Source organism: Bradyrhizobium sp. 147, from assembly GCF_023073935.1.
GTDB lineage: Bacteria > Pseudomonadota > Alphaproteobacteria > Rhizobiales > Xanthobacteraceae > Bradyrhizobium.
Genome location: NZ_JADPKL010000082.1, coordinates 1 through 26,099 on the forward strand (window position 1 = coordinate 1; position 26,099 = coordinate 26,099).

Annotated in this window: 33 protein-coding genes; 14 read left to right on the top strand and 19 right to left on the bottom strand. The window is 65.3% G+C overall.

All coding sequences use genetic code 11. From position 1 onward, the window contains the following. Nucleotides 1-282: 282 nt before the first annotated feature. The 5 genes from IVA87_RS19230 to lgt form a co-directional block, all read right to left on the bottom strand. Entirely contained in the window at nt 283-1,236 is a 954-nt protein-coding gene (locus tag IVA87_RS19230; protein WP_247308325.1) for a ribose-phosphate pyrophosphokinase, read from the bottom strand. A gap of 195 nt (nt 1,237-1,431) precedes the next feature. Beyond that, nucleotides 1,432-2,046 carry a hypothetical protein gene (locus tag IVA87_RS19235; RefSeq protein WP_247308322.1) on the bottom strand — a complete coding sequence of 205 codons (615 nt, stop codon included), beginning with the start codon at nt 2,044-2,046 and terminating at the stop codon, nt 1,432-1,434. Between the two features lie 100 nt (nt 2,047-2,146). Then, nucleotides 2,147-2,914, bottom strand: a complete 768-nt coding sequence (gene pgeF / locus IVA87_RS19240; RefSeq protein WP_247308319.1) for a peptidoglycan editing factor PgeF — start codon at nt 2,912-2,914, stop codon at nt 2,147-2,149. Continuing rightward, entirely contained in the window at nt 2,911-4,029 is a 1,119-nt protein-coding gene (locus IVA87_RS19245; protein ID WP_247308316.1) for an SAM-dependent methyltransferase, read from the bottom strand. The genes pgeF and IVA87_RS19245 overlap by 4 nt, the downstream gene beginning before the upstream one ends. A 21-nt stretch (nt 4,030-4,050) precedes the next feature. Then, complete coding sequence (gene lgt / locus IVA87_RS19250) at nt 4,051-4,896, bottom strand: prolipoprotein diacylglyceryl transferase (RefSeq protein WP_247334605.1); 846 nt, start codon at nt 4,894-4,896, stop codon at nt 4,051-4,053. A gap of 198 nt (nt 4,897-5,094) precedes the next feature. Here lgt and IVA87_RS19255 point away from each other — a divergent pair, with 198 nt between their 5' ends. From IVA87_RS19255 to ychF, 4 genes are all read left to right on the top strand, one after another. Continuing rightward, entirely contained in the window at nt 5,095-5,355 is a 261-nt protein-coding gene (locus IVA87_RS19255; RefSeq protein WP_247308310.1) for an accessory factor UbiK family protein, read from the top strand. A 181-nt stretch (nt 5,356-5,536) separates the two neighbouring features. Next, nucleotides 5,537-6,259, top strand: coding sequence for a 50S ribosomal protein L25/general stress protein Ctc (locus IVA87_RS19260; protein ID WP_247308307.1), 723 nt, complete (start codon nt 5,537-5,539; stop codon nt 6,257-6,259). Between the two features lie 58 nt (nt 6,260-6,317). Then, nucleotides 6,318-6,923 (top strand): aminoacyl-tRNA hydrolase, encoded by a 606-nt coding sequence (gene pth, locus IVA87_RS19265; protein WP_247308304.1) that lies wholly within the window; start codon nt 6,318-6,320, stop codon nt 6,921-6,923. A 5-nt stretch (nt 6,924-6,928) separates the two neighbouring features. Further along, nucleotides 6,929-8,026, top strand: a complete 1,098-nt coding sequence (gene ychF / locus IVA87_RS19270) for a redox-regulated ATPase YchF (protein ID WP_247308301.1) — start codon at nt 6,929-6,931, stop codon at nt 8,024-8,026. Between the two features lie 123 nt (nt 8,027-8,149). Here the strand turns inward: ychF and IVA87_RS19275 are convergent, their stop codons facing one another. Continuing rightward, the gene (locus tag IVA87_RS19275; RefSeq protein ID WP_247308298.1) at nt 8,150-8,446 is read right to left on the bottom strand and encodes a DUF4282 domain-containing protein; all 297 of its coding nucleotides are present in this window, start codon (nt 8,444-8,446) and stop codon (nt 8,150-8,152) included. A 183-nt stretch (nt 8,447-8,629) separates the two neighbouring features. Here IVA87_RS19275 and IVA87_RS19280 point away from each other — a divergent pair, with 183 nt between their 5' ends. The 3 genes from IVA87_RS19280 (at nt 8,630) to IVA87_RS19290 (ending at nt 9,909) form a co-directional block, all read left to right on the top strand. After that, a complete protein-coding gene (locus IVA87_RS19280; RefSeq protein ID WP_247308294.1) occupies nt 8,630-9,082 on the top strand; it encodes a MaoC family dehydratase in 453 nt (150 codons plus the stop codon). Then, the gene (locus IVA87_RS19285; protein WP_247308292.1) at nt 9,082-9,564 is read left to right on the top strand and encodes a MaoC family dehydratase; all 483 of its coding nucleotides are present in this window, start codon (nt 9,082-9,084) and stop codon (nt 9,562-9,564) included. The genes IVA87_RS19280 and IVA87_RS19285 overlap by 1 nt, the downstream gene beginning before the upstream one ends. 198 nt (nt 9,565-9,762) lie before the next feature. Further along, a complete protein-coding gene (locus tag IVA87_RS19290; RefSeq protein ID WP_027545961.1) occupies nt 9,763-9,909 on the top strand; it encodes a hypothetical protein in 147 nt (48 codons plus the stop codon). Nucleotides 9,910-9,946: 37 nt separating this feature from the next. Here the strand turns inward: IVA87_RS19290 and IVA87_RS19295 are convergent, their stop codons facing one another. The 4 genes from IVA87_RS19295 to IVA87_RS19310 form a co-directional block, all read right to left on the bottom strand. Then, nucleotides 9,947-10,084, bottom strand: a complete 138-nt coding sequence (locus IVA87_RS19295) for a hypothetical protein (RefSeq protein ID WP_247277533.1) — start codon at nt 10,082-10,084, stop codon at nt 9,947-9,949. 320 nt (nt 10,085-10,404) lie between these two features. Then, nucleotides 10,405-10,827 carry a hypothetical protein gene (locus IVA87_RS19300; protein WP_247277532.1) on the bottom strand — a complete coding sequence of 141 codons (423 nt, stop codon included), beginning with the start codon at nt 10,825-10,827 and terminating at the stop codon, nt 10,405-10,407. Nucleotides 10,828-11,148: 321 nt separating this feature from the next. Then, entirely contained in the window at nt 11,149-12,060 is a 912-nt protein-coding gene (locus IVA87_RS19305) for a hypothetical protein (RefSeq protein ID WP_247308287.1), read from the bottom strand. Between the two features lie 254 nt (nt 12,061-12,314). After that, a complete protein-coding gene (locus IVA87_RS19310; protein ID WP_247308284.1) occupies nt 12,315-12,755 on the bottom strand; it encodes a nuclear transport factor 2 family protein in 441 nt (146 codons plus the stop codon). 322 nt (nt 12,756-13,077) lie between these two features. Here IVA87_RS19310 and IVA87_RS19315 point away from each other — a divergent pair, with 322 nt between their 5' ends. Further along, entirely contained in the window at nt 13,078-13,464 is a 387-nt protein-coding gene (locus IVA87_RS19315; protein WP_247308281.1) for a hypothetical protein, read from the top strand. 86 nt (nt 13,465-13,550) lie between these two features. On the opposite strand, the gene uvrB is transcribed toward IVA87_RS19315, so the two are convergent. The 4 genes from uvrB to IVA87_RS19335 form a co-directional block, all read right to left on the bottom strand. Next, nucleotides 13,551-16,529 (bottom strand): excinuclease ABC subunit UvrB, encoded by a 2,979-nt coding sequence (gene uvrB / locus IVA87_RS19320; protein WP_247334606.1) that lies wholly within the window; start codon nt 16,527-16,529, stop codon nt 13,551-13,553. A gap of 92 nt (nt 16,530-16,621) precedes the next feature. Continuing rightward, nucleotides 16,622-16,849, bottom strand: coding sequence for a hypothetical protein (locus IVA87_RS19325; RefSeq protein WP_247334607.1), 228 nt, complete (start codon nt 16,847-16,849; stop codon nt 16,622-16,624). A gap of 47 nt (nt 16,850-16,896) precedes the next feature. Continuing rightward, nucleotides 16,897-17,121, bottom strand: a complete 225-nt coding sequence (locus IVA87_RS19330) for a hypothetical protein (protein WP_247308260.1) — start codon at nt 17,119-17,121, stop codon at nt 16,897-16,899. A gap of 103 nt (nt 17,122-17,224) precedes the next feature. Beyond that, nucleotides 17,225-18,142 (bottom strand): LysR substrate-binding domain-containing protein, encoded by a 918-nt coding sequence (locus tag IVA87_RS19335; protein WP_247308258.1) that lies wholly within the window; start codon nt 18,140-18,142, stop codon nt 17,225-17,227. A 192-nt stretch (nt 18,143-18,334) separates the two neighbouring features. Here IVA87_RS19335 and IVA87_RS19340 point away from each other — a divergent pair, with 192 nt between their 5' ends. From IVA87_RS19340 to IVA87_RS19350, 3 genes are all read left to right on the top strand, one after another. Continuing rightward, on the top strand, nt 18,335-19,114 hold the full coding sequence (locus IVA87_RS19340; RefSeq protein WP_247308255.1) for a sulfite exporter TauE/SafE family protein: 780 nt from the start codon (nt 18,335-18,337) through the stop codon (nt 19,112-19,114). Next, complete coding sequence (locus tag IVA87_RS19345) at nt 19,111-19,341, top strand: hypothetical protein (RefSeq protein WP_247308251.1); 231 nt, start codon at nt 19,111-19,113, stop codon at nt 19,339-19,341. The genes IVA87_RS19340 and IVA87_RS19345 overlap by 4 nt, the downstream gene beginning before the upstream one ends. A 188-nt stretch (nt 19,342-19,529) precedes the next feature. After that, on the top strand, nt 19,530-20,228 hold the full coding sequence (locus IVA87_RS19350) for a glutathione S-transferase family protein (protein ID WP_247334608.1): 699 nt from the start codon (nt 19,530-19,532) through the stop codon (nt 20,226-20,228). 164 nt (nt 20,229-20,392) lie between these two features. Here the strand turns inward: IVA87_RS19350 and IVA87_RS19355 are convergent, their stop codons facing one another. Beyond that, the gene (locus IVA87_RS19355; protein ID WP_247308244.1) at nt 20,393-20,593 is read right to left on the bottom strand and encodes a cysteine-rich CWC family protein; all 201 of its coding nucleotides are present in this window, start codon (nt 20,591-20,593) and stop codon (nt 20,393-20,395) included. A 114-nt stretch (nt 20,594-20,707) separates the two neighbouring features. Here IVA87_RS19355 and IVA87_RS19360 point away from each other — a divergent pair, with 114 nt between their 5' ends. The 3 genes from IVA87_RS19360 to IVA87_RS19370 all read left to right on the top strand — a co-directional run bounded on the left by IVA87_RS19360 (nt 20,708) and on the right by IVA87_RS19370 (nt 23,933). Next, nucleotides 20,708-22,264, top strand: coding sequence for a DUF1800 family protein (locus tag IVA87_RS19360; protein WP_247308241.1), 1,557 nt, complete (start codon nt 20,708-20,710; stop codon nt 22,262-22,264). Nucleotides 22,265-22,266: 2 nt separating this feature from the next. Next, on the top strand, nt 22,267-23,484 hold the full coding sequence (locus IVA87_RS19365; protein WP_247308331.1) for a DUF1501 domain-containing protein: 1,218 nt from the start codon (nt 22,267-22,269) through the stop codon (nt 23,482-23,484). Nucleotides 23,485-23,609: 125 nt separating this feature from the next. Beyond that, nucleotides 23,610-23,933: an antibiotic biosynthesis monooxygenase gene (locus IVA87_RS19370; RefSeq protein WP_247308328.1), complete on the top strand. Its 324-nt coding sequence runs from the start codon at nt 23,610-23,612 to the stop codon at nt 23,931-23,933. 168 nt (nt 23,934-24,101) lie between these two features. On the opposite strand, the gene IVA87_RS19375 is transcribed toward IVA87_RS19370, so the two are convergent. The 4 genes from IVA87_RS19375 to IVA87_RS19390 form a co-directional block, all read right to left on the bottom strand. Next, entirely contained in the window at nt 24,102-24,557 is a 456-nt protein-coding gene (locus IVA87_RS19375) for a GNAT family N-acetyltransferase (protein ID WP_247308239.1), read from the bottom strand. 89 nt (nt 24,558-24,646) lie between these two features. Next, nucleotides 24,647-25,459 carry a PAS-domain containing protein gene (locus IVA87_RS19380; protein WP_247308237.1) on the bottom strand — a complete coding sequence of 271 codons (813 nt, stop codon included), beginning with the start codon at nt 25,457-25,459 and terminating at the stop codon, nt 24,647-24,649. A gap of 128 nt (nt 25,460-25,587) precedes the next feature. Next, a complete protein-coding gene (locus IVA87_RS19385; RefSeq protein WP_247277516.1) occupies nt 25,588-25,746 on the bottom strand; it encodes a hypothetical protein in 159 nt (52 codons plus the stop codon). A gap of 73 nt (nt 25,747-25,819) precedes the next feature. Next, on the bottom strand, nt 25,820-25,996 hold the full coding sequence (locus IVA87_RS19390; protein WP_247308233.1) for a hypothetical protein: 177 nt from the start codon (nt 25,994-25,996) through the stop codon (nt 25,820-25,822). Nucleotides 25,997-26,099 lie beyond the last annotated feature (103 nt).

Sequence of the window (26,099 nt, forward strand, 5' to 3'; positions counted from 1 at the left end):
TCATGACGTCGCGCGCAGCGTCCGTCAAGGATGGCCGTCGCTCGCTCGAACCTCACGTGGTCTGTTGCCAGGCCACGCCTTGACGGACGCGAGCACGGCGTCATCATGGCAGGCGCAGACCATCCGGGCGGAGCAAAAAACTGCCGCCACTTAATGGTTGCTACGAGACTGAAGTCATTCCGGGGCTCGCGAAGCGAGAACTACGGTGCGCAGTTGCGCACCTGAGAATCTCGAGATTCCGGGTTCGGCGCTGACGCGCCGCCTCGGAATGACAATAAAGACTCAGTCGAACAGGCTCGACACCGACTCTTCGGCGGCCGTGCGCGCGATCGCGTCGGAGATCAGGCTGGCGATCGGCAGCGTGCGGATGTTCGGCGCCTTGGTCACCGCCTCGGTCGGCAGGATCGAGTCGGTGATCACCAACTCCTTCAGCCTGGAGCCGGAGATGCGGGCGGCCGCGCCGCCGGAGAGCACGCCGTGGGTGATGTAGGCGTAGACGTCCTTGGCGCCCTTGGCGATCAGCGCGTCGGCCGCATTCACCAGCGTGCCGCCGGAATCGACGATGTCGTCGACCAAGATACAGGTGTGGCCGGCGACGTCGCCGATCACGTTCATGACCTCGGACTCGCCCGGACGCTCGCGGCGCTTGTCGACGATCGCGAGCGGGGTGTTGATGCGCTTGGCGAGGCCGCGCGCGCGGGCCACGCCGCCGACGTCGGGCGAGATCACCATCACCTTGGAGAGATCGAACTTCTCCTTGATGTCGCGCACCATCAGCGGCGCCGCGTAAAGGTTGTCTGTCGGGATGTCGAAGAAGCCCTGAATCTGGCCGGCATGCAGGTCGAGCGTCATGACGCGGTCGACGCCCGCCTGCGTAATCAGATTGGCCACGAGCTTGGCCGAGATCGGCGTGCGCGAACCCGATTTGCGGTCCTGCCGGGCGTAGCCGAAATAGGGCAGCACCGCGGTGATGCGGCGCGCCGAGGAGCGGCGCAGCGCGTCGGTGATGATCAGGAGCTCCATCAGATGGTCGTTCGCTGGGAACGAGGTCGACTGGATGACGAAGGCATCCGAGCCGCGGACGTTCTCCTGGATCTCGACGAAGATCTCCATGTCGGCGAAGCGCCGCACCACCGCCTTGGTCAGCGGCAGGTCGAGGCCCTGCGCAATGGCCTGCGCCAGAGCCGGATTGGAGTTGCCGGCGACGAGCTTGATGGAGCCGTTTTTGGCCGACATGGACGCTTCCTCCCGCGCTTTGCTGGATACGACCTTCAACATCCTACGAATACCCATTGGAAGCACGGTTACGACGGGCGAGGAAATATCAGGCCGGGGGCTCGAATGGCAACCCGGGACGCTACGTTTTCCCTTCGAAAATCCTGAGTCGGGCCAACGGTTTGGCCGTAACTTGGGCCCGTGGTTTAGCGGGGGTTATGGCTCGGCATAGCCGAGCGCCGTGGCCGCCATGTCCGGCGCGGGCGCGACCGGAATGATGGTCGCCACGGCCGGTCCCCGCAGGCCTGGAGCTGCGCTTGGGGCGTCCTGCGTCCCGTTGATCATGTTGGAAAGTCCGCTGAATCCGGCCTGGGCGATCTTTCGCAGCACCAGGTCGTCGGCAGCGCCCCAGGGGTCGCGACCGGCCTTGGCGGACGTGGGTTCCTCGCCGGAGAGGCGCAGCGCCCGCTGCTGGTTGGCGTCGTAGACGTCCCAGACCCATGCAATCATGGTCTTGCCGCGCACGATTTGAGCCGAGAGATAGCTGCGCACGCGATAGGCCGCCGTGCCCTCGCGGGATACGACGGACAGGCTGCGCAGCTTGGATTCGCTGTCGAGCACACCGACCATGCGGTCGAACACCTGCGGCGGCGGCCCGTCGATCGATTCGAAGGCGACCGTTGCGCCGGAGCCACCGTTCGGCGCCATCGCATAGGAATTGCTCGGCGCGTTCCCGCCGGCGCAGCCGGCAAGCATGGTCGCAACCGCCAGCAGCATGACCGCCAGCACGCGCGAGCCCGCGCGACGCAGAAAAGATGACGCTTCCCTCATTATGGAGGGCAGCGATATCGTTAAAATCGATTAAGGTCTAGGGCAGGCTACCCACAAACAGCGCCGTCATTCCCGGGATAACAGCGTGTTGCTCTTGTGTTCACGCTTCGAGCGCGATGGCGTGAATGTGGCGGCCGTAGTCCGGCTCCTTGCGATGCACCGAGCGGCGGTAGCTGAAGAAGCGCTCATCGGCATAGGTGTCGAGACCGAGATCGTCGACCATCAGGATGCCGGCGGCTTCCAGCCGCGTCCGGATGAAGCCGGCGAGATCGAACATCGCGTGGCCCTCGCGTGCCGACGGGATGAAGAACATCGCATTGTCCGCATCCGCCTCGATAAAACGCGCCACGAACTCGTTGCCGACTTCGTAGCTCTCCTGCCGGATCAAGGGGCCGATCGCCGCGATGATGCCGTCGCGCGTGGCGCCGAGTTTCTCCATCGCCGAGATCGTTGCTTCCAGCACGCCTGATAGCGCGCCCTTCCAGCCGGCATGCGCACCGCCGATCACGCGCGCATTGGGGTCGACGAATAGCACCGGCCCGCAATCGGCGGTGGAGATGCCGAGCGCAATCCCGGGTGTCTTGGTGACAAGCGCATCGCCCTTCGGCCGCGGCCCGTTTGGCCACGCGCGATCTACGACGAGCACATCGGGCGAATGGATCTGGTGCAGGCTGAGAAAACGTTCCGGTGCGACGCCGACATGCTCGGCCATGCGACGGCGGTTTTCGGCGACGTGGGCCTGATCGTCGTTGGAGCCGAGCCCGCCGTTCAGCGCGGAATAGATGCCGCTGGAGACGCCGCCCTCGCGGGTGAAGAAGGCATGACGCAGGCCGGGCACGGCTGACAGCAGCGACGAGGCGAGCGTCATGAGGCTTCTCCGGCGCGTTCGAGATCGCTGAGACCGGCAAGACCGGTCAAACCTGGCTCGGAGATGCCGAGCACCTTGAACATCGAGCCCATGCCGCCGCGCCCCGTATCGGTCAGGCGCTTGAGCGCCACCGAAATGTCGGTTGCGACGTCGGGCGTAGCCTTCTGCATCAGCGCCGCCGCGCGGGTCTCAATGCCGATGCGCTTGAGGAAGTCGCCCTGCGTCACCGGCCCGTGCACGCGGGCCCCGACATCCTCGGCCGCACGCGCCAGCGCCTGGAAGTCGACGTGGGCGGTGACGTCGGCTTGGCCCGGGGCCTTCAAGGGATCGGTGAAGCTGTGGCGCGCGATCGCCTGAAACGTATCGCCGGCATCGCTGCGCAAATGGCCGTAGTCGATGATCAGCGCCGCGCCGTCCTGGTCGCGCACGCGCGTGGCGAGCTTCATGATCTCGCTGTCGGGCCGCCATTCGAACACGGCGCCGACCGGCGCGGCGCGCACCAAGGGCGGCAGCAGCACGTTGAAGCGCGGCGTCGGCTCGGGCGCGGCGCCGAACTGAAGTTTTCCATTGGGATCGATCTCGATCACGCGCTCGTGCCAGCCGTTCTCGTAGCGGACCATCTGATGGATCGGCAGCACGTCGAAATATTCGTTGGCGAGGATGATGCTGGGGCCTTCCGGCACCTCGTCGATGCTGTCGTGCCAGGCGATGTTGCGCACGTTCGCCAGCGTCGCACTCTGCCGCTCGCGCAGCACCGGATTGACCTCGATCATGTGGATGTGGAGCGCCTGGTAGAGCGGCGGTAGCACGCGCAATGCGCGCAGCGCGTCCGCCATCATGGTGCCGCGGCCGGGGCCGAGCTCGATCAGCCGCAAAAATTGCGGCGAGCCCATCTGCTTCCACACCGAGGCGGCCCACAGTCCCAAGAGCTCGCCGAACATCTGGCTGACCTCGGGGGCGGTGGTGAAATCGCCCTCACGCCCGAGCGGATCGCGCGAGACGTAATAGCCGTAGCGCGGATGCATCAGGCACAATTCCATGTAGCGCCAGACCGGCATCGGGCCTGAGGATTTGATCAGCGCCTTGATCTCGTTGAGTAGCGGCGAGTCGGTCACGATCCATGTTCTCGGAATGAATTAACGAATGGCCTCGATGGGCTTCGGCGCGCCGCGCCTGACTGCCCATACAATAAGTATGGTGCCGACGATAAGCATCGGGATCGACAACAGCATGCCCATGGTTAACCCGCCCCAGAGGAAGCCGAGCTGGGCGTCCGGCTCGCGAAAATGTTCGCCGGCGATCCGGGTCAGACCATAGATCAGGATAAAGGCGCCGAGGATCATGCCGGGCCGCTTCAGGGCACCGAAGCGGATCATGATCGCGAGCACCGCGAACAACAGGATGCCTTCCACGCCGGCCTCGTAGAGCTGGCTCGGATGGCGCGGCAGCTGTGTGGGATCGTTGGGGAAGATCATCGCCCAAGGCAGGCTCGCATCCGTAGCGCGGCCCCACAATTCGCCATTGATGAAATTGGCGATGCGTCCGAGCAGCAGCCCGACCGGGGCGACCGCGGTGGTGATGTCCCCGAGCGACAGGATCGAGATGCCGTTGCGATAAGCAAACAACATGACCGCGACGACGCAGCCGAGGAAGCCGCCATGGAAGGACATGCCGCCCTCCCACAATTTGAAGATCGCGGCGGGATGGTCGATGAAGAAGGGCAGATTATAGAACAGCACGTAGCCGGTGCGGCCGCCCAGGATGATGCCGAGCGTGACCCAGAGGATGAAATCGTCGATCTGGAGTAGCGAGATCGGTGCGGGTCCGCCCCACAGACGCTGGTTTTTGAGGAGCGACCTCGCATAGAGCCAGCCGAACACGATGCCGCAGATATAGGCCAGCGCATACCAGCGGATCGCGAACGGACCGATCTCGAGGGCGATCGGCTTGAAGGCGGGAAAGTCGATGAGCAGAAAGGGCATCGCGCCTTCTATGGCTGAACGAGATTGCGGCGATCGAGCGCCAGCAGACGCCCAGTGATTCTTGTTATGCAGGGACGTTGAATACGATTGCAAGGAAACCGGGGCATGACAAGGATGCCCCCGCTCGGCCCTTGAACCGGCCCCATCGGATTGCCATTGTGTTTCGCAGAGTTCGCGCCAAGTTCATCGGAGGCAGCCATGACCCAGACCAGCAACCGGTTTTTCGACGAGATCGGCCGCCTGATGAATGACGCTGCCGGTGCCGCCCAGGGCGTCAAGCGCGAGTTCGACACGGTGGTGCGCACCCAGGCGGAAAAATTCCTGCGCGACATGGATCTGGTCAAGCGCGAGGAGTTCGAGGCGGTCAAGGAGATGGCCCGCCTCGCCCGCGAGGAGAACGAAGCGCTGAAGGCTAGGATCGCGGCGCTGGAGGCCAAGTTCGGCGGAACGCCGACGTAAGGCACGCGCTCTTACCCTCCCCTCCAGGGAGGATGGCACCCCATTCTCCTTGTCATTTCCGCATCTTCCGGGTAAAAGCCCGCCACGTCTGCAGCCCCCGCACCCCTGGAGGCTTGCTGCGGATGCTGCCATGGGCCGCGCTGCGGCCCATTAACTTTTGCAAAAACAAGGACTTAATGACATGGCGACGACCGTCAAGGAATTGAAGGCGACCGCACGTCCGAAGAGCGGCAAGGGGGCCGCCCGGGCTGAGCGTCGCGCCGGCAGAGTGCCCGGAGTGATCTACGGCAACAACCAGCCCCCGGTGACGATCTCGATCGAAGATCGCGAATTGCGTCAGCGCATCCTCGCGGGCCGGTTCCTGACCACGCTGGTCGACATCGACCTCGAGGGCAAGAAGCACCGCGTGATTCCGCGCGACTATCACCTCGACCCGGTCAAGGACTTCCCGGTCCATGTCGATTTCATGCGGCTGGGCGAAGGCGCCACCATCCGCATCAGCGTTCCGCTGCACGTGGTGAAGGCAGAAGGCTCGCCCGGCGTGAAGCGCGGCGGCACCGTCAACATCGTCGCCCATGCGATCGAGCTCGAATGCGGTGTCGAGAGCATCCCGCAATATATCGAGGCTGACGTCGGTTCGCTTGAAATCGGTCACTCGCTGCATCTGTCGGACGTCAAGCTGCCGGCCGGCGTGAAGGCGCTGACCCGCGAGGACGCGACCCTCGTCACCATCGTGCCGCCGTCGGGCTACGCCGAAGAGCAGAAGGCGGCAGCTGCGGCTGCGGCGGGTGGTGCGGCTCCGGCCGCGGGTGCTGCTGCTCCGGCGGCGGCTGCGCCGGCTGCGGGTGCTCCTGCTCCGGCAGCGGCTGCCAAGGCTCCGGCCGGCGGCGACAAGAAGAAGTAATCTCTCAAAGCTGGCGCGCGGTCTTTGATCGCGCGCCGAGCGAGGGGCGCGCCGCGTCATGCGACTCTTTGTTGGGCTCGGCAATCCCGGCGCGAAATACGCACGTAACCGGCACAATATCGGCTTCATGGCCGTGGACGAGATCGCGCGGCGTCATGGCTTTGCGCCATGGCGCCGCCGCTTTCAGGGCGAGACCTCGGAAGGCACGCTCGGACCAGAGCGCGTGATCCTGCTCAAGCCCACGACCTACATGAACGATTCCGGCCGCAGCGTGCAGGAGGCGGCAGGCTTCTTCAAGATCGCGCTGCGCGACGTCACCGTGTTCCATGACGAGCTCGAATTGCCGCCGGGCAAGGTGCGGGTGAAGATCGGGGGCGGCATTGCCGGGCACAACGGCCTGCGTTCGATCTCGGCGCATATCGGCAACGAGTATCGCAGGGTGCGGCTCGGCATCGGACATCCCGGCGTCAAGGAGCTGGTGCACGGCCACGTGCTGTCGGACTTCGCCAAGAGCGACAACGAATGGGTGGCGACGCTCTGCGAAGCAGTCGCCGAGCACGCCCCGCTGCTTGCCGAGGGCACCGACGCGACCTTCGCCAACAGGGTGCACCTTGCCATGCAGGCAAAGGGATTTTTGACCAAGGACGACAACGGCAAGGAATAACGCTCGTGGGATTCAAATGCGGGATCGTCGGATTGCCGAATGTCGGCAAGTCGACCTTGTTCAATGCGCTGACCGAGACGGCCGCGGCGCAGGCCGCGAACTATCCGTTCTGCACCATCGAGCCGAATGTCGGCGAGGTTGCCGTGCCCGATCCGCGGCTTGAGAAGCTCGCCGCCATCGCCAAATCGGGTCAGATCATTCCGACCCGGCTGACCTTCGTCGACATCGCGGGCCTCGTGCGAGGCGCGTCTAAGGGCGAGGGCCTCGGCAACCAGTTCCTCGCCAACATCCGCGAGGTCGACGCCATCGCGCATGTGGTGCGCTGCTTTGAGGATTCCGACATCACCCACGTCGAGGGCAAGATCGCCCCGCTCGCCGACATCGAGACCATCGAGACCGAGCTGATGCTCGCCGACCTCGACAGCCTGGAGAAGCGTGTCGACAACCTCTCCAAGAAAGCCAAGGGCAACGACAAGGACGCCAAGGAGCAGCTCGACCTCGTCAACCGCACCCTGGTGCTGCTGCGCGACGGCAAGCCCGCCCGCCTCGTCGAGCGCAAGGCCGAGGAGGAGCGCGCCTTCTCCATGCTGGGGCTGCTCTCATCAAAGCCGGTGCTCTACGTCTGCAACGTCGAGGAAGGCTCGGCCGCAACGGGCAATTCGTTCTCCAAGGCAGTCGAGGAGCAGGCCGCCAAGGAGGGCGCCGTCGCCGTCGTCATTTCCGCCAAGATCGAGTCGGAGATCGCGACCATCTCGCGGGACGAACGCGCCGACTTCCTGGAGACGTTGGGTCTCGAAGAAGCCGGTCTCGACCGCCTGATCCGCGCCGGCTACCGGCTTCTCGACCTCATCACCTATTTCACCGTGGGGCCGAAGGAAGCGCGCGCCTGGACCATCCATCGCGGCACCAAGGCGCCGGCGGCGGCCGGCGTGATCCACACCGATTTCGAAAAGGGTTTCATTCGCGCCGAGACCATCGCGTATGAGGATTACGTCGCCCTCGGCGGCGAAGCCGGCGCGCGCGATGCCGGCAAGCTTCGGCTCGAAGGCAAGGAATACGTCGTCGCCGACGGCGACGTGATGCATTTCAGGTTTAATACGTAGGGCTTCGACGGTCTCGTAGGGCGGGCAAAGGCGCGACGCGCCGTGCTCACCATCTATCCAAGATCGCGATGGAAGTGGTGGGCACGCTTCGCTTTGCCCACCCTACGGCATCTTGCGCACGCCTCACCGCATCCCGCCGCCCTGGTCCCTGATCGCGCCGAGATGCTCGTTGATGCGGAAGACGATCAGGATCAGCTCGGCGAGGATGCGCGAGAACACCACGCCGACGACGACGCTCGCGATCGAGGACAGCAGCACCAGGAAGCCGCCGAACGGACTGATCGCCATCGCAGCCAAACCGGAGAAGACGCCGGAGAGGCCGAACAGGCAGATCAGCGCGATTACCAGCCAGTAGAAGGTCTTGATGATCGTCGGTGTGATGAAGCGGTCCCACTGAAACAGGTCGCTGAATGAAAACATCGCTCTCCCCAGGGCAACGCGGCTTTTGCTAGATCCGGCCTTGCTAAATGATCCTGACTTTCGGCTGATCCGACTCACGACCAACCCCGCTGCATCGAATGTAGCACGAGCCATGCGGGCCCGCGGGTTGAGATTGCCGCAAAGTGCGGCCACAATCTGTCATTTCCGCGAACCAGTCCCAAGATGACCCTGACCTTCGAAGATTTCCCGCCCGGGCGGTTCGGAACGTTCGGCCCGCGCCATGTCACTCGCGACGAGATTTTGGCCTTTGCTGCCGAGTTCGATCCGCAGCCGATGCACCTCGATGAGGAGGCCGCGGCGAGAAGCATGCTGCGCGGCCTGTCCGGTTCGGGCTGGCATCTCTGTTCGCTGATGATGCGGATGATGGCCGATGGTTTTATTACGCGCGCGGCTTCGCTCGGCTCGCCCGGCGTCGACGAGGTGCGCTGGTTGTCTCCGCTCCGGCCTGGCGACGACCTCATGCTCGACGTCGACGTCGTGGAGGCGCGCACCTCGAAAACTCGCCCGGAGCTCGGCATCGTCAAGTTCAAATGCACCGTGCGCAACGCGGCGGGGCAGGCGCTCGCCGAGATGACCTCGCCGATCCTGATCAAGCGGCGCGAGGGGACGGCGTGATGCGATTCTTCGAGGACATCGAGATCGGCCAGCGCCGCGAGATCGGCACCTATACGTTCACGGCGGAGTCCATCAAGAGCTTCGCCGCCAAGTTCGACCCGCAGCGCTTCCACCTCGACGAGGAGGAAGGCAAGAACTCGCTGTTCGGCGGGCTCGCCGCCTCCGGCTGGCATGTCGGCTCGGCCTGCATGAGCCTGCTGGTCGCCGACGGCCAGCGCTTGGCGCGGGAAGCCGCCTCGCGCGGCGAAGAAGTTGCGGTGTGGGGTCCGTCGCCGGGCTTTCGCGACCTGCGCTGGATCAGGCCGGTGCTTGCCGGCGACACGGTCGCCTACGTCACCGTCGTCATCGACAAGCGCACCTCCGCCTCGCGTCCCGGCTGGGGCATTCTGACGGCCCGCACCACCGGCACCAACCAGCGCGGCCAGGAGGTCTATTCCATCACCGCCTCGGCCTTTGTGCCGATGCGCGCGAACCGTGGCTAGATCTGTTCCAGGATGAACGGTCCAATTGAGTGCGCGAGTGTTGCCCGCGCGCTATGGACGCGATTCGGAGTGGCTGTCATAAGCCTCCGCAACATGGTTACCGTGAAGCAGTTTGGCGGAACCAGTGAGTTGCTAACTAATTATGAACCTGTCGCTGTCTATTTGAAACGAATGGGCAGAGGACAGGGGACGAGGACCATGGCAGATCGCGGCGCACTCAAGTTTGTCGGATTCATCTTCGCGACCGCGACGCTGGCCGTGATGCTGGTCGCCGGCATGGTGGTGAAGGGCTATGCCGATGGCGCCTACACCCTGGAAGCCTCGACCGTGGAAGCCGCTCGGTAAGAGTTCGTTAATTGTCGGGGCCGCCTCCGGCCCCGCGTCAGCGGCTGTAGACGAACGCCAGCACCGCGACCGCAACCACCAGCAATCCGACGAAACGCAGCATGATCGTGCCGAGCTGATTCGGTGCGGGCCGCAGCGATATAGGGTCCGTGTTATCGGGCCGAATGCTTTCCATGACATGTCCCCCCGCTAGGCCGTAAGACGGCCATCGACGCTTGGCATTGGTCGCTGGGGAAGGATCGAGGGTTCAAACACCTACGCTGTCACGCCCGTGCTGCCACATCCTCCCTGTCGTGCCCCGCGAAGGCGGGGCATCCAGTACGCCGCGGCCCCTACGTATCCTGGCACTGTCTCGGAGTACTGGATCGCCTGCCTTCGCGGGCGATGACACCTATCGTGTGGGCGCGTGTGCGCACCTATCACATGCCCCATGAACCAAAACCGCCGCGCTCCCTTCCGGGAACGCGGCGGCCGGTGAGGCCTAAGGCTAACTGGTCAGCTGTTGCGCAGGCCGTCGGCGGCGCGCTTCCACTGCGCGACGTTGTCGGCGATCATGCGGGTCGACTTCATCGCGGCCTGGCTGAGCTGGGCGTAGCCGGAGATCTCGCGCTGGACGCGTTGGCCTTCGGCATGGAGCAGGTCGCGCAGGCTCTCGAGCTCGGAGATCAGGTTCTCGATCTCGGCCAGCGAGGTGCCGGCGACGCGCTGGATCAGCGAGTTGACGTTGTTGACGGTGGCTTCGGCGCTCGGGTCGAGCGGCGGCGCGTCGGTGGTCGTCGATGCCGGACGGCGCAGATAGGCGATGTCGTTGCGGACGAAATCGCGGATGCCGGCCTCGACCTCGGTCACGGCGGCGAGGTTGGTGTCGACCGTCTCGGTCTCGGTGGTTTCGGTCTTTTCCGGACGCATGGCGTTCATCGTTATTCCCCTGTTCGCGTTGAGCGCGGCGCGAGTGTCCCCCGCACGACGACGTCTATTTTGGCGACTAGGGCGTCCGATTTTGACCGCATATTGGCCGAGACGCGGCAAGGGCGGACCATTCGGGGGTTTTGCCGTGGCGTATGGTTACGAGAGTGTGAATAGGGAACCGCGACGGCAGACCATCCCCTCATGGTGAGGAGCGCGCCCTTCGCGCGCGTCTCGAATCATGCAGGCCCCGCTGTAGCAGCGAGGCCTCGATCCTTCGAGACGCGCTCCTTCGGAGCGCCCTCAGGATGAGGGGGAGAGTGGAGGCTCGCCCTACCAGCTCTTCTTGAAACCGGCCGTCAGGCTCTTGTTGATCGCGCCTTGCGAGGTCTCGCCGACCGAGCCGGAGACGGTGACGTTGTCGAACAGCTTTTGCTCGGCGCCGAACTTGCGCAGCCATTTGTCGTCGGTGGTCGACAGCGTCTGGCCGGCGGTAATGCTGGTGCCCGTGTCGGTGAGGGTGATCTTCGCGGTCTGATCGGTCTCGTAATTTCGCGTAACGTGGCCGCCGATGCCGGGGACGGCGGTTGTGCCCTGCTGGTTGACGCTGTAGCCGTTCTGGAGCGTCAGCGAGGTGTCGCCCGACAGCGGCATCGACTTGGTCAACGAGGCCCCGATCTTGCTGTGTTCGCTGCCGGGATCGACCCGGGCTTCCACCGCGGTCTTGTCCCAGATCGAGGCCGCGCCCGGCGCTGTCGCCGCCGCCCAGGCGCTGCCGGAGGATTGCGGCAGGCTGCCGCCATTGGTGGCCTTCTGCGCCAGCAGCTCGGACATCGTCCGCGGCTCGCTCGTCAGCGTCATGTCGGCGCCGATCCGCGTGTCCCAGAACGAGAACACCGATTGCTTCACCGTTACCGCCGAGGAGCCGTTTGCATTGGGGTTCGACGACCAGGCCAGGCCGTCCTTGGCCGCGGCCTGGGCGCGCTTCTTGGCGGCCATGGAGTCAATGCCAGTGCCGGCATCGACCGCGAGCTGGCTCCAGTCGAGCTTGTCGACGTCGATGCCTTTGAGCACGTCGGGGTCATCGATGTCGGGGGCCCGCGCCGCCTCGGTCTCGGCCTCATCGTCAGGCGCGATCGTCGCGGATGGAATGGTCTGTGCCGAGACCGTCAGCACCGAGCCCAGAATGAATGCGGCCGCCAGCAACGGCAGCCTAGTCCGGCCAAACCCTATCGAGAATTCCATCGCCCTGCCCGCGAACCCCAGCGCACGCTTTCCAATAACATATATCGGCCTTCGGCCGTGCGCCATTCCGCGCGACAGATGGTGATCCATCGTCGCGAAATTGTGGCGGCTCGCCTCGAATAACGAACCAACGGGCCGCGCGAAAGGCGCGCGCCCGACGACGAACTCACGACGGCATCCGGCGGGGCTGGAGGCCAGGGCGTCATGTGAGCGTCGTCATCGGTCCCGAGCAGCGGGACCCGTTGGCGTCCCCCTCAGCCGGCGCGGCTCATCTTCGGCAGATGAATGGCGCGGCCGAGTGCCTGCTCGACCAGGTCGAACGTGTCGATCAGCACCCGCATGCTGGTGAGCTTTCCCGCCCTGAACTGGGCGAACTGCGCGACGCGCAAGCTGATCGGCTTGTTGGAATCGAGCGCCGTCAGCGAATAGCGCAGCATCGAGGCGGCTGAATCAACGCCGAGCATGATGCTCTCGCGGTCGAAGCGGCGAACGTGGAAATTGTCGGCGAGCTGGCGGATGACGTCGAGCACGGCGTCCTTGCCCTGGCGCGCGCCAAGGAACGGAAACATGTCGATCGGGCCGTACAGGGCCCACTCGACGTCCTCGTCGATCAGGGTCTCGATATCCCTGAACTGCCGGTCGTTGATCGCGCGGTGCAACGCGCGCGAGAAACGCCAGAGGCTGTGCTCTGTCATTTGGGCTGTCCTGAAGCTGGCTTGCAAAAAACGGAAAACAACCCCATGCACAGTAAGGTGCCGGGGCTCAGCTCGTTCGTATACAAATAAACTACGGGATTTCGGCCAAAACGCAATTCACGTTTTCGCAATGCACCATTGAACGCGACTTGTGAGATTTGCAATAGAGTTCCGCAATTTCCCGGTGCTTGCCGGTGAGGTTCCTGGGATCGCGGACGCCCGCTTCAGCGGACAATAGCGGGGGAAGGGCCGCGTGACCCGTCTCACATCACCCCTCCACCATCGCGCCTAACGTCATCCCATATCATCAGGGAGACGTGTCATGGCCGCCATCGCCACCGCCAGAAAGTCCCGCCTGCACAACGCGATCGAAGGGCTCGCGCTGACCGCGACGCTCCAGAGCTTCCCGACCTTCGCCGCCGCCGCTTTCCTGCTCAAACTCGTCGGCGACCACGATCTCGTCGGCGACCCCGGCGTCGCCATCTTCGTCGCTGTCGCCTCGCTCGTCCACGCGCTGCTCGCAGTGACCTTCGGCCCGAGCTTCCCCGCCTTCTTCAAAACCGTCTACGAGCCGAAATTCTTCGAGGCCCATCTGTCGCTTGCCGGCAAGATCACGGCCTGGCGCACCCAGCCCGTGGCCTCGCTCCAGCTCGTGACCATTGTGCTGCTGCTGTCGGTAATGGCGGTGGTGACGTCGAGCGTCGGGTGAGGAGCGGGCTATCGCTCCCGTCATTCCGGAGCCCGCAAACCGGGCGAGGCCGGAATCCATTGCGATCAGCGGCGCGGATGCGCCGCCTACCTCTTCTTCCACCCGCCCCGTCGTCCCGGCATCCCGCCCGTCGATTTTGGCGCCGGCCCGAACTCCGGTCCCGACTGCCGCGAGTCAGTCGGCTGGATGATCCGGCTGGTGCTGCCGAACGGCTTTGACGGCAGGCTCGGGCTTTCGCGATAGGGCAGCGATTCCGGGCCGTGCATCTCGTCGAGATGCGGCTTGTGCACGCGGGAGCCTTTGCCGCTGCCGGCCTTGAGCGCCGTTGCGGCGCTCTTGTTCTTCATGGCACTGACCGGCAAGTTCGCAGCATCGCCGTACTTCTTCGTGCCCGCATAAGCGCCGGCCTTGCCCTGCACGGTGCGCTGCTTGGCGGTAGGGTCGTCGACCACGGCGAGCTCGGTGGCGCGCAGGCGCTTGACTTCGTCGCGCAGACGCGCGGCTTCCTCGAAGTTCAAATCGGCGGCGGCCTCGCGCATCCTTGTTTCGAGATCGGCGAGCACGGCTTCGAAGTTGTGGCCGATCGAGATGACGTCATCGGTCATGTCGTGGCCGCCGACCTCGACCAGCACGTGGTCGCGCTCGTAGACGGAGTTGAGGATGTCGCCGATCTGCTTCTTCACGCTCTCCGGCGTGATGCCGTTGGCAGTGTTGTACTCGACCTGTTTTTCGCGGCGGCGGTTGGTCTCGGCGATGGCGCGCTCCATCGAACCGGTCATCTGGTCGGCGTAGAGGATCACCTTGCCGTCGACATTGCGCGCGGCGCGGCCGATGGTCTGGATCAGCGAGGTCTCGCTGCGCAGAAAGCCTTCCTTGTCGGCGTCGAGAATCGCAACCAGCGCGCATTCGGGGATGTCGAGACCTTCGCGCAAGAGGTTGATGCCGACCAGCGCGTCGAACGCACCGAGGCGGAGATCCCGGATGATCTCGATGCGCTCGATGGTGTCGATGTCGGAATGCATGTAGCGGACTCGGATGCCCTGCTCGTGCAGATATTCGGTGAGGTCCTCCGCCATGCGTTTGGTCAGCACGGTGATCAGCGAGCGATAGCCGGCCTGCGCAGTGGCTCGGACCTCGCCGACGAGATCGTCCACTTGCGTGCGGGCGGGGCGGATGTCGACGGGAGGATCGATCAGGCCCGTGGGGCGGATCACCTGCTCGACGAACACGCCGCCGCTCTCGTTCAGCTCCCAGCCGCCCGGCGTCGCCGACACCGCGATGGTCTGCGGCCGCATCATGTCCCACTCCTCGAAGCGCAAGGGGCGGTTGTCCATGCAGGAGGGCAGGCGGAAGCCGTATTCGGCCAGCGTCGCCTTGCGGCGGAAGTCGCCGCGGAACATGGCGCCGATCTGCGGGATGGTGACGTGGCTCTCGTCGGCGAAGATCAGCGCGTTGTCGGGCACGTATTCGAACAGCGTCGGCGGCGGCTCGCCGGGGCGGCGCCCCGTGAGATAGCGCGAATAGTTCTCGATGCCCGCGCAGCTTCCGGTCGCCTCCATCATCTCGAGGTCGAAGGTGGTGCGCTGCTCCAGCCGCTGCGCTTCGAGCAGGCGGCCCTGATCGTGCAGCTGGTCGAGCCGCTGCTTCAATTCTGATTTGATCGACTTGATCGCCTGCACCAGCGTCGGCCGCGGCGTCACATAGTGCGAGTTGGCGTACATCTTGATGAACTCGAGCTCGTCCTGCTTGTGGCCGGTGAGCGGATCGAACTCCTCGATGGTCTCGATGGTGTCGCCGAACAGGTTCACGCGCCAGGCGCGGTCCTCGTAGTGCGCGGGGAAGATGTCGATGACGTCGCCGCGGACACGGAAGGTGCCGCGGGTGAAATCGGCCTGGGTGCGCTTGTACTGGAGCGCGACGAGGTCGGCGATGAGCTGGCGCTGGTCGATGCGCTCGCCCTTCTTCAGCGCGAATGTCATCGCGGTGTAGGTCTCGACCGAGCCGATACCGTAGATGCAGGACACCGAGGCGACGATGATGACGTCGTCGCGTTCGAGCAGCGCGCGCGTCGCCGAGTGGCGCATGCGGTCGATCTGCTCGTTGATCGAGGAATCCTTCTCGATATAGGTGTCGGTGCGCGGGACGTAGGCTTCCGGCTGGTAATAGTCGTAGTAGCTGACGAAGTACTCGACCGCGTTGTCAGGGAAGAAATTCTTGAACTCGCCATAGAGCTGGGCGGCGAGGGTCTTGTTCGGGGCCAGGATCAGGGCGGGGCGCTGCGTCGCCTCGATCACCTTGGCCATGGTGTAGGTCTTGCCCGAGCCGGTGACGCCCAGCAGCACCTGCGAACGGTCGTTGCGATTGATGCCCTCGACCAACTCGGCAATCGCGGTCGGCTGGTCGCCCTTGGGCTCATAGGCCGATTTGATCTCGAAGCGCACGCCGCCTTCGGACTTTTCCGGGCGCGGCGGCCGGTGCGGCGTCCAAACCCGCATCGAGCCGTCATCCTTGCGGAATTCCGGACGGCCCTCGCGGATCAGCGACTCCAGCGCATCCGCGGTGGCCTTGACACCCAGCGCCTCCATTTTGGAGCGCGGCGGCCGCGCCAGCGCCTCGGCATCGTCCTCTTCTGTTGGCAGCCCGAGTTGCCGCGCCAGTTCCGGATCGAGTGTCGGGATCGTGGCCGAGGTTCCGTAATTGGCCTGCGGCGCCTCGTCGAATCCTTCGGTGGGTGCGCGCGCTCCAGCTGGCTGCGGATTGGGACGCAGCGGCATCGGCTTTGTAATATCCTTGGCCGTATCCTGCGGAAACTCCTTCGGCGTCGAGGCGCGCGCGCGATGCGCGGCGGCCTCGCCCCCGGCGCGGCGATCGCGCGAATTGTCCGGCGGCGGCTGGAGCCCGGTGCCCGATCCTAGGCCCGCATCGCCGCGATTGATTGCAGGATTGAGCAACTCGGCCAGTGCCGGCCCGATCGGCTGCACATCGGGGCGATGCGCCTTCGAGTTCGGAGCCTTGGTCTTCGGGGATTTGCCGGATTTTTCGGAGGATGCAGGTTTCTTCGCCATGGGGCGAATATGGGACGAGTCCGCCTCTCAGGAAAGGGCGAATGCCCGCCGCTATGCAGCCTGCTGACAGCAGGTTGGCAGCAGGCCTGGCGTCACCCCGCCGGCAGCGGCCCCTCGTCATCCTCAGCCGCGATGTTCGGCTCGAGGACGTCCAGATGGATGCCGCCGCAATCGGTGCAGCGCATGGTCCAGTACTCGCATCCCGCGCGACCGCCGATCACACGGAGCACCATGAGATCGCCGTCGCATTCCGGGCAGTTGGACAGCACGGCGCGCGCATAGATCCGCGGCCGCACTGAGCCGATTTCGGTGACAGACATGACCGGTTCCCCCTTGCGGCGCCCCGCCGCTGGTCCGTCCGCGGACGCTATTCGTCGTCGCTGCCGGCCCGCCGGCGGAAGCGATCGATGTGTTGCTTGGCATCGGCAATCGCGGCGTCGCGGTCGGGCCAGGCGAAGCCGACTTCCATGGCGGGAAACAGCACGCCGTCGATTGCAAGCGGGCTGAAATCGGCGCGCCGGATGCGGGCGTGCCACAGTCCTTTTCCAGCTTCGAAGGATTCGATGTCAAAGCCGTCGTAGAGGGTCGTCATTCTTGTCGGTCCCACGTTTCTTGTCAGAGGGTCAGGGGACCACATTTGCGAATCTCGGGATGTGAAGCCGTTCACAAGCTGCGAGGCTTTTTTGCCGAGCGCGTCAGTTCCGCGCCGCAGCACGGCCGATTCGCCGCGCCGGACGCGTTGCCGGTTCCGACGCCGCGCGCATGATCCAGCGGCGAAACGCAGCGAAGTCGCGTTGCTCGGTCTGGAAGCTGCGATAGAGCAGGTACCAGCGCATGCCTTTGGGCACCGAGAGGTCGAATGGCGCCACCAGTCGTCCGGCCGCGAGATCGTCGTCGATATAGGGTCGAATGCCCATGGCGACGCCGAGTCCGTCCGCGGCGGCCTGCAGCGCCTGACCGTAGAACTGGAACTCGGGCCCGCGCGCGTTGATGCGCGCCAGGTTCGCGGCCTTGAGCCAGAGCGGCCAGTCCTGCGGCGAATGCGCGACGCGGATCAGGCTCGGTCCCCTGAGATCGGCCGGCCGCTTCAGGCCGCTCGCAAGGCGCGGCACGCAGACCGGCGTGAGGTCACCCGCGAACAGCGGCTCGGCGACGAGGCCGGGCCAGTCGCCGGTGCCGAGCTTGATGCCGCAGCTCCAGTCCTCGCCGAACGGCACCGAGGCACCGCCGGTGGTGAAGCGCACCTCGATGTCGGGCTCCTCGCTGCGAAACTCCGACAGGCGCGGGATCAGCCAGCGCATCGCAAAAGTGTGGCCGACGCCGATGGTGAGCACGCGCATGCTGGAGGGCGCCGTCACCTGCGCGGTGAGGCTCGCCAGCGCATCGAAGATCGGCGTCAGCCCGCTTTGATAGGCGCGGCCGGCCTGCGTCAGCACGAGCTTGTTGGCCTTGCGCTCGAACAGCGCGAGGCCGAGGCGCTCCTCCAGCAGATGCACCATGCGGCTGACGGCGGCCGCCGACACGTTCAGCTCGAGCCCGGCCGCGGCAAAGCTGCCGGTCCGCGCCGCCGCCTCGAATGCCTTGATGCCGTTAAGAAACAGCAGCCGCCGCAAATGCCCGACCCTCAGGAAAGCTGATGCCAGGCCAAGATAACTCAGTTTGCGCGTGGCGAGCAAGCGAGGCACAAGAACGAGTGTAATTCTAGGTTGATTCCGGCAGCGCAGCGCTCTTCGCTTCTCCCTGCAAGCGGGGCGAGGCAGCGCAAGCAGCTTGCGTGCCTTGCCTATGTTGAGGAGAATCCTTTCGTGACGCCCATCGTGATCGCTGCCCTTGGCATGCTGATGGTCGCCACCGCGTTCCTGTCCGGGCTGTTCGGCATGGCGGGCGGGCTGATCCTGATCGGCGTGTTGCTGGCATTGATGCCGCTGCCGGCGGCCATGGTGCTGCATGCGATCACGCAGATGGCCTCGAACGGCTGGCGTGCGTTTTTGTGGCGCGCGCATATCCGCTGGCGGCCGGTCGCGAACTATCTAGCCGGCTGCGCGGTCGCGCTCGCGGCCTGGTCCCTCACGCGCTACGTTCCGGACAAGGCGGTCGCGCTGCTGCTGCTCGGCATCACGCCGTTCATGGCGCGGCTGCTGCCGTCAAACATCAAGCCCAACCCCGACAGCGTCTGGCAGGGCTCGGTCTACGGCTCGATCTGCATGGGCTTGATGCTGATGACCGGCGTCTCCGGCCCGCTGCTCGACACCTTCTTCCTCGGCGGCGATTTCGGCCGGCGCGAGAAGGTGGCGACCAAGGCGATGTGCCAGCTGGTCAGCCATTTCACCAAGCTGGTCTATTTCGGCGGCATCATCGACCAGGCGGCGAGCCTCGATCCCGTCCTCGCCGGCGTCGCGATCGCAGCTTCGATGCTCGGCACCACACTGGCGCGCCGCATCCTCGAAGCCATGACCGACCAGCAATTCGTGGCCTGGTCGAACAAGCTGATCACCACCATCGCCTGCTACTACATCGCCTATGGCGGCTGGCTCCTGCTGCGTACGGAGGTCGCGGTCGCCTTCGATAAGGGAGGTTTGCAATGAGCGAGACCGCCGATCCGCTGGTGCTGGATTTCGTCGAATGGGTCGCACGCGAGCCGCGCGCCTATGCCGAGGTGATCGCGACCTGGAAGACCTCGTGCCCGCGCCTCACCATCTGGGAAGACGCCACTGAGCGCGGCTATGTCGCGCGGAAGACGGTGCCCGGAATCGGGCTGATCATCGCAGTGACGGAAGGCGGCGAGAAGCTGCTGCGGATGAACCGGCGGTGATGCGCACCTCCGTCTCGACATCGCCATTGCGAGCGTCAGCGAAGCAAATCCAGAATGGGAGACCCTCACCCTGAGGAGCGTGCATCTTGCGCGCGTCTCGAAAGAGCGAGGCCGAGATCGGGCCTTCATCCTTCGAGACGCGCGTTCCGCGCTCCTTAGGATGAGGATCTGGCAGGGAGTTGCTTTGCATGTCACTCAAACTCTACGAACTCGTCGGCATCGACGCAGCGCGCCCGTTCAGCCCGTATTGCTGGCGCACGCGGATGGCGCTCGCGCATAAGGGGCTGATGGCGGAATCGCTGCCCTGGCGCTTCACCGAGAAGAGCGCGCTTGCGCCGCATGGCTCCGAGAAAGTTCCGGTGCTGCTGCATCACGGCAAGCCCGTGGTCGATTCCTGGACCATCGCGAATTATCTCGAAGACAATTATCCGGATCGTGCATCGTTGTTCGGCGGCGAGGGCGGTCGCGCCATGGCGCCCATGATCAATGCCTTCGGCGATATCGCCATCGTCGGCGGCATCTTTCCGTTGATCGTCGCCGACATCCCGAAGAACCTCGCCGAGGTCGACGCCGCCTATTTCCGCCAGTCGCGCGAGGCGCGCTTCGGCGGCAAGTCACTGGAACAGGTCATGGCCAGCCGCGACACCGGCGTTGTCGCGTTCCGCAAGTCGCTGGAGGTGATGCGGCAGACATTGAAGAAGCAGCCCTATCTCGGCGGCGCCGCGCCCAACTACGCCGACTATATCGTGTTCGGCGGTTTTCAATGGGCGCGGGTGGTGAGCCCGTTCAAGCTGCTGGAAGCCAATGATCCGGTTTATGCGTGGCGGGAAAAATTGCTCGACGCGTTCGACGGCATGGCGCGCAAGTCGCCCGGATTCGCGGTGTAGGGTAGGCTCGCTCCCATCGTCGTCCTAGCGAAGCCAGGGCCCATCCCGCGTGATCTATCAATCGTGGGCAGTGCGAGTACCGAACGAGGAATCTTCGTCACATGCTCGCCAGGGTAATGGGTCCTCCTGGCTCACGACACGGAAAGCGTGGTCGGCTCTCGTGCCTAACGAGCAGCACTCGCCCCCGCCGCCTGCCGCAAACACGACCGGCACAAACAATCCTCGCCGTCGACTGGCATTGGCAGTCTTGCCGTCTCCTCCGCGCACCAGCAGCTGCCCGAGAGCTCGCAGCCGAACTCGGCGCCGCAGCGGGAGCAGGCGAGGCGGCGGGGTTCCGGCAACGCAGATTCTTGCTGATTTGTCATGATTTACGTCGAAGCTAGGCCGTCATTTTCATGTCGGGTTCATTGGCCGCCGCGGTATATTATGCCTTGCGCACGGACTCGGAAAGCGGCTCCAGGCGCGCGAAGGACAGACCGATGGCCCGTGATTCGCAAGCCGCCCTCGTTGCGCTCAACCGCTTCGGCTTCGGCGCCCGCGGCGGCGCGTCCGGCGATCTCATCAATGCCGCCTCCGACCCGCGCGGTTTCGTCAAGGCAGAGCTTGCGCGTCCCAATGGCGTGCTGCTGGAAGCGCCGGGTCTGCAATCGACGCCGCAGCTCGGGCAGGCGGTGTTCGCCTATCAGGACGAGGTCAAGCAGGCGCGCGACGCCGCCAAGGCCACGGCGGCCGCTGAAATGCCGACACAAGCGCCTGCCGATCAGAAGCCCGCCCTGCGCCGCAATCTCTCGCTGAACGCAGCCGCGAGCGAGGTCGCCGGCCAGATGGCGGATGCGAGACCAGCGGACAATGCGGCGAAGCCGGAGGCCATGCAGCCCAGCCCCGGCGCGCCGCCCGCCGCAAAGCCCGCGCCGCAGCCGCTCAATGTCATCCAGAAGACATTTCGCACCGAGGCGCTGGCGCGGTTGCAGCGGGCCACCCTCGTCGAGTGCGGCTTCACCGAGCGCCTCGTCGTGTTCTGGTCCAACCATTTCTGCATCTCCGCGAGCAAGGGCGAGCTGGCGCGCATCTGGGCCGGCGCGTTCGAGCGCGAGGCGATCAGGCCCCACGTACTCGGGCGCTTCGCCGACATGCTCAAGGCGGTCGAGCAGCATCCGGCGATGCTATTCTTTCTCGACAACCAGCAATCGCTCGGACCGGATTCGCGTGCGGGGCAAAACCGCAAGCGCGGGCTGAACGAGAATCTGGCGCGCGAAATCATGGAGCTGCATACGCTCGGCGTCGACGGCGGCTACACGCAGCACGATGTCACCTCGCTCGCGCGCATCATCACCGGCTGGACCTTTGCCGGCCGCCAGGGGCAGCTGGGGGCGCCCGGCTCCTTCGTGTTCAACGTCAATGCGCATCAGCCGGGGCCGCAGATCCTGCTCGGCAAGACCTACGGCCAGGCGGGCCTCGCGCAAGGCGAGGCCGCGCTCGCCGACCTCGCGCGCCATCCCTCGACCGCGAATTTCATCGCCGCCAAGTTCGTCCGCCACTTCGTTGCCGATGATCCGCCGCCATCTCTCGTTGCGCGGTTGCGCGACATCTTCCTCAGGACCGATGGCGACCTCAAGGCGCTTGCCATGGCGTTGGTCGATTCCGACGAGGCGTGGACAGCGCCGCTGACCAAGATGCGCTCGCCTTACGATTTCCTGGTCGCGAGCGGGCGGCTGCTCGCGCGCGTGCCGGAGGATCCGAGCCGTTATCTCAATGGCCTCAACCTGCTCGGGCAGCCGCTATGGTCGCCGGCCGGGCCCAACGGCTTTCCCGACACCAATGCAGCCTGGGCCGCACCCGAGGGCATGAAGCTCAGGCTCGATATCGCGGCGCAAATTGGCTCGCGGCTCGGCAATAACATCGATCCGCTCGACCTGCTGGAATTCGCCGCGGCCGATGCGGCCTCCATCGAGACGCGGCGAACCATCGAGCGCGCGGAGTCGCGGCAGCAGGCGCTGGCGCTGCTGCTGATGTCGCCGGAAATGCAGCGGAGATGATGATGATCGACTGCGTCGAGAACCGGCTCCTGACCTCGCGCCGCGGGCTCCTGCTCGGCGGCGCCTCCTTCGCCGCCTGGGCCTACCTGCCGAAATTCGCACGCGCCGCCGACGGGCGCGATCCGCGCCTGGTCGTGGTGATCCTGCGCGGCGCGCTCGACGGGCTTTCGACCGTTGCCCCGATCGGCGACCCCGATTACGCCGGCCTGCACGGCTCGATCGCGCTCACGGCTGACGGCGCGCACCCCGCGACCATGCTCGATAGCTTCTTCGCGCTGCATCCCGCCATGCCGGAGTTCGCACGCATGTACCGCGACAAGCACGCCGCCGTGATCCACGCGGTCGCAACACCGTATCGCGATCGCTCGCATTTCGACGGCCAGGACGTGCTCGAAAGCGGCTATGCCGGCCCGGGCCGGGTGCAGTCCGGTTGGCTCAATCGCGCGCTGGAAGTGCTACCGCGCGGCGAGCGGGTATCGAGCGGCCTCGCTGTCGGCCCGACCACGCCGCTGGTGCTGCGCGGCAATGCGCCGACCGTCGGCTGGGCGCCGGTCGCGCTGCCGCAGGCCGACGACGACACTGCAATGCGGCTCGTCGAGCTCTACCGCCATCGCGATCCCGTGCTGGCGACGGCCTTGGCGCAAGGCCTTCAGCTCGACAAGGCCGCAAGCGGCGACAACATGAAGCCGAAGGGCGGCAACGCAGCCGTGCAGATGCGCCAGGTGGCGCGCGGCGCGGCAAGATTGATGGCGGCCGACGATGGTCCGCGCATCGCGGCGCTCGCCTTCGACGGCTGGGACACGCATGCCAACGAAGGCGGGCCTGTGGGGCGTCTCGCCTTCCTGCTTGGCGGCCTCGACGGCGCGCTCGCCGAATTCGAAAGCGGGCTCGGCGAACGCTGGCGCGACGCCGTGGTCGTCGTCGCCACTGAGTTCGGCCGCACCGCGCGCATCAACGGTACTGATGGCACCGATCACGGCACGGGAACGATCGCGCTGCTCGCCGGCGGCGCGGTGATGGGCGGCCGCGTCATCGCCGATTGGCCCGGCCTCAAGCTTGCCAACCTCCACGAAGGGCGCGACCTCAAGCCGACCACCGATCTGCGCTCCGTGATCAAGGGCGTGCTGCAGGACCAGTTCGGCCTTTCGGATCGCGTGCTGGCGGAGACGGTGTTTCCAGATAGCGCCGCCGCAAAGCCGATGAAGGGGCTGGTGGCGTAATATCAGCCCGTCATTTCCGGGGCGCGCGTAGCGCGAACCCGGAATCGCAAAATGGATTCCGGGCCCGCGCTTGCCGCGCGCCGGGGAATGACGCGATAATGATGCGACATCAGGAGATCACCGCAATGTACATCGCCATGAACCGGTTCCGCGTCGCCAAGGGCTCCGAGGCCGCTTTCGAGCAGGTCTGGCTCACGCGCGACACTCATCTGGACAAGGTGCCGGGCTTCGTCGAATTCCATCTGTTGAAGGGCCCCGAGCTCGAAGACCATACGCTCTACGCCTCGCACACGGTGTGGGCGAATTACGCGGCGTTCGAGGCGTGGACCAAGTCGGAAGCATTTCGCGCCGCGCATCACCGGGCTGGCGACAACAAGCCGCTCTATCTCGGCCATCCTCAGTTCGAAGGTTTTGAGGTGATGCAGACGGTCGGCGGGGGCGCGAAGTGACGCTGCCATAAAAAAATGCGGCCCCTGTCAGACGCGGCGACTGACGGGGACCGCTTGGGGCGCTTGATCGGTGACGGGGGAGCCTGACCAGACGCAGGTGCAGCGTAGTTCCGCTGTGTTACGCGCGGGTGACAGGCAGGAACTATCCACAGGATCTGCCTGCGAAGATTAGAAGATCTTGCGATAGACGATGAAGCCGGAGCGCTCCGCGACCTTGTCGTACAGTCGCTGCGCGGTGACATTGGTCTCGTGCGTTTGCCAATAGACGCGCGGCGACCCCGCCAATTTCGCCCGCTCATACACACCATAGATCAGCGCCGAGGCAACCCCCTTGCCGCGCGCTGCCTCGCGCGTGAACAAATCCTGCAAATAGCAGGACGGCTCGATCGCGGTGGTGCTGCGATGGAAGAGATAATGCGTCAGTCCGAGCAATTGGCCGTCGCTCTCGGCGACCAGCGCATGCACCGGCTCATAGGCGTCGAAGAAACGCTGCCACGTCATGCGCGTGATCTCGGGCGCGAGCGCGGTCGGGCCCGAACGGCCGTAGAAGGCGTTGTAGCCGTCCCACAGCGGCAGCCATTGTTCGTAATCCTGCTTCGTGACGGAGCGAATGGTGAGGGACATCTGATATTCCTGGGCTCGGAGGATGCGAACGGCCGGTGAGGCATCCTTGATACGAGATTATCGCGCTGCCGATCAATCCTGCTGTCGCATCACTCTGCAACGCGCAAAGAGCGGATCAGCCTTCGGTTCGCCGGATCGCGCAGCGAGCGGTAGTAGTCGGCACGCGCGGGCGCGTCGGTGTGGCGCACGAGGTCGGTCACCGGCGTGTAGCTCAGCATGCGGCCGCCGTCGGGCAGCGCGGTGCAGACGAAACGCAGCACCTCGCCGTTGCGCAAGGCGATGTTGATCGGCCTGGCATCGCCGATCCGCACCATCTCCATGCGTTGCGCGATGAAGGTGCCGAGCTCGTCCTCGGGCAGCTCGAACGCCCCGGTATCGCGGCCGTGATACATCAGCGCGATGAAGGGCGGCTTGCCGTCGGCGATCTGGTCAGGCACCGCAAAATAATCGCGGAACGCGCGGTTGATGAATTCGGCTCGGGTCTCGGCATCGAGCAGCACGACGCCGATATCGATCTGGTCGAGCGCGGCCGACAGGCGCGCGGCGGTCGCGTGGCTCTGGCGCTCGCCCGCGAACGTGCCGAGCAGCCGCTCGCGCATCAGGACGGTGACGGCTGCGGTGCCGGCGGCCGCGATTGCCAGCAGGCCGAGCCGGACCAGGTCCGCGATGCCATATCCGGAGACGCCATGCTGGTTGAGGAAGAGCAGCGCCGCGCCGGTGACCGCGATGGCTGCGCTGGTCACGGCGGAGGCGAGACCCGACAGCGTGCCGGCCAGCGCCACGATGCAGACCAGCAGCGGCGCAGCGGAGGGAGCGGGGATGAAGTGATCGAACAGCGTCGACAGGAGCAGCGTCGCTGCCGTCAGCACCGGACCGGAGATCGCACGCCACCCGAGCCGCATGGGCCAGTCTCGCTCCTCCTGAACGAGGCAACGCAGCAACACTGGCTCATCGTTGCGCAGATGCGATGCGATTTCGCGCGGCGCGCTTAAGAGACCCTTGCCGCGAAGCGCAAATCTTTCGGATGATTTTAGACCAAGTGCGAGTGCCTGAGGCGCTGTTGCAGCGACGGTGCATTCAGCGTCGAGGTGCCCGAGCTCTTGCGCATGCCGGTGAAAATCAACAGCGACGCCGCGACCAGGATGGCCGCAGTCAGCGTGATTGCAACGACTACCACAGGTGACTTCATCGAGGTCCTGTCGCAATGCCGGTCGGCAAGGGCCGCACGGCGCCTTGAAGGCTGGTCCAGGATGAAACGGGAATCAGATCGGCAGGCCCATCGCCATGGTCGCCTTGGTCGACATGACCGTCAGCGTGACGATCAGGCACAGCGAGAGCGCGGCGACGGCGAGCGAGGCCGCGACCGCATTGGTCAGCCGGGAAGACGCGACGGTGGCGGATCGGCCCTGGAAGCCTGCCGTGCCGGACGCCCGAATCATGGGTCTAAATCCTTCAACACGCGAGCGAATCACCCGCAACGCGGGACAATTTCACCGTTTCAACGGGCAACATTGCGGCGGCCGTCGCGCCGAAAACGGCGAG

Excerpts from the sequence above, each read along its gene's own strand:
- IVA87_RS19280 (WP_247308294.1), top strand. The coding sequence starts at position 8,630 with ATGACCCTGACCTTCGAAGATTTCCCGCCCGGGCGGTTCGGAACGTTC.
- IVA87_RS19275 (WP_247308298.1), bottom strand. The coding sequence starts at position 8,446 with ATGTTTTCATTCAGCGACCTGTTTCAGTGGGACCGCTTCATCACACCG.
- IVA87_RS19230 (WP_247308325.1), bottom strand. The coding sequence starts at position 1,236 with ATGTCGGCCAAAAACGGCTCCATCAAGCTCGTCGCCGGCAACTCCAAT.
- IVA87_RS19310 (WP_247308284.1), bottom strand. The coding sequence starts at position 12,755 with ATGACAGAGCACAGCCTCTGGCGTTTCTCGCGCGCGTTGCACCGCGCG.
- IVA87_RS19385 (WP_247277516.1), bottom strand. The coding sequence starts at position 25,746 with ATGAAGTCACCTGTGGTAGTCGTTGCAATCACGCTGACTGCGGCCATC.
- IVA87_RS19355 (WP_247308244.1), bottom strand. The coding sequence starts at position 20,593 with ATGACAAATCAGCAAGAATCTGCGTTGCCGGAACCCCGCCGCCTCGCC.
- IVA87_RS19300 (WP_247277532.1), bottom strand. The coding sequence starts at position 10,827 with ATGAACGCCATGCGTCCGGAAAAGACCGAAACCACCGAGACCGAGACG.
- IVA87_RS19305 (WP_247308287.1), bottom strand. The coding sequence starts at position 12,060 with ATGGAATTCTCGATAGGGTTTGGCCGGACTAGGCTGCCGTTGCTGGCG.
- IVA87_RS19345 (WP_247308251.1), top strand. The coding sequence starts at position 19,111 with ATGAGCGAGACCGCCGATCCGCTGGTGCTGGATTTCGTCGAATGGGTC.
- IVA87_RS19365 (WP_247308331.1), top strand. The coding sequence starts at position 22,267 with ATGATCGACTGCGTCGAGAACCGGCTCCTGACCTCGCGCCGCGGGCTC.
- IVA87_RS19315 (WP_247308281.1), top strand. The coding sequence starts at position 13,078 with ATGGCCGCCATCGCCACCGCCAGAAAGTCCCGCCTGCACAACGCGATC.
- uvrB (WP_247334606.1), bottom strand. The coding sequence starts at position 16,529 with ATGGCGAAGAAACCTGCATCCTCCGAAAAATCCGGCAAATCCCCGAAG.
- IVA87_RS19375 (WP_247308239.1), bottom strand. The coding sequence starts at position 24,557 with ATGTCCCTCACCATTCGCTCCGTCACGAAGCAGGATTACGAACAATGG.
- IVA87_RS19255 (WP_247308310.1), top strand. The coding sequence starts at position 5,095 with ATGACCCAGACCAGCAACCGGTTTTTCGACGAGATCGGCCGCCTGATG.
- IVA87_RS19295 (WP_247277533.1), bottom strand. The coding sequence starts at position 10,084 with ATGGAAAGCATTCGGCCCGATAACACGGACCCTATATCGCTGCGGCCC.
- IVA87_RS19330 (WP_247308260.1), bottom strand. The coding sequence starts at position 17,121 with ATGACGACCCTCTACGACGGCTTTGACATCGAATCCTTCGAAGCTGGA.
- IVA87_RS19390 (WP_247308233.1), bottom strand. The coding sequence starts at position 25,996 with ATGATTCGGGCGTCCGGCACGGCAGGCTTCCAGGGCCGATCCGCCACC.
- IVA87_RS19290 (WP_027545961.1), top strand. The coding sequence starts at position 9,763 with ATGGCAGATCGCGGCGCACTCAAGTTTGTCGGATTCATCTTCGCGACC.
- IVA87_RS19260 (WP_247308307.1), top strand. The coding sequence starts at position 5,537 with ATGGCGACGACCGTCAAGGAATTGAAGGCGACCGCACGTCCGAAGAGC.
- IVA87_RS19370 (WP_247308328.1), top strand. The coding sequence starts at position 23,610 with ATGTACATCGCCATGAACCGGTTCCGCGTCGCCAAGGGCTCCGAGGCC.
- IVA87_RS19380 (WP_247308237.1), bottom strand. The coding sequence starts at position 25,459 with ATGCGGCTCGGGTGGCGTGCGATCTCCGGTCCGGTGCTGACGGCAGCG.
- pgeF (WP_247308319.1), bottom strand. The coding sequence starts at position 2,914 with ATGACGCTCGCCTCGTCGCTGCTGTCAGCCGTGCCCGGCCTGCGTCAT.
- IVA87_RS19350 (WP_247334608.1), top strand. The coding sequence starts at position 19,530 with ATGTCACTCAAACTCTACGAACTCGTCGGCATCGACGCAGCGCGCCCG.
- IVA87_RS19360 (WP_247308241.1), top strand. The coding sequence starts at position 20,708 with ATGGCCCGTGATTCGCAAGCCGCCCTCGTTGCGCTCAACCGCTTCGGC.
- IVA87_RS19235 (WP_247308322.1), bottom strand. The coding sequence starts at position 2,046 with ATGAGGGAAGCGTCATCTTTTCTGCGTCGCGCGGGCTCGCGCGTGCTG.
- pth (WP_247308304.1), top strand. The coding sequence starts at position 6,318 with ATGCGACTCTTTGTTGGGCTCGGCAATCCCGGCGCGAAATACGCACGT.
- IVA87_RS19325 (WP_247334607.1), bottom strand. The coding sequence starts at position 16,849 with ATGTCTGTCACCGAAATCGGCTCAGTGCGGCCGCGGATCTATGCGCGC.
- IVA87_RS19285 (WP_247308292.1), top strand. The coding sequence starts at position 9,082 with ATGCGATTCTTCGAGGACATCGAGATCGGCCAGCGCCGCGAGATCGGC.
- lgt (WP_247334605.1), bottom strand. The coding sequence starts at position 4,896 with ATGCCCTTTCTGCTCATCGACTTTCCCGCCTTCAAGCCGATCGCCCTC.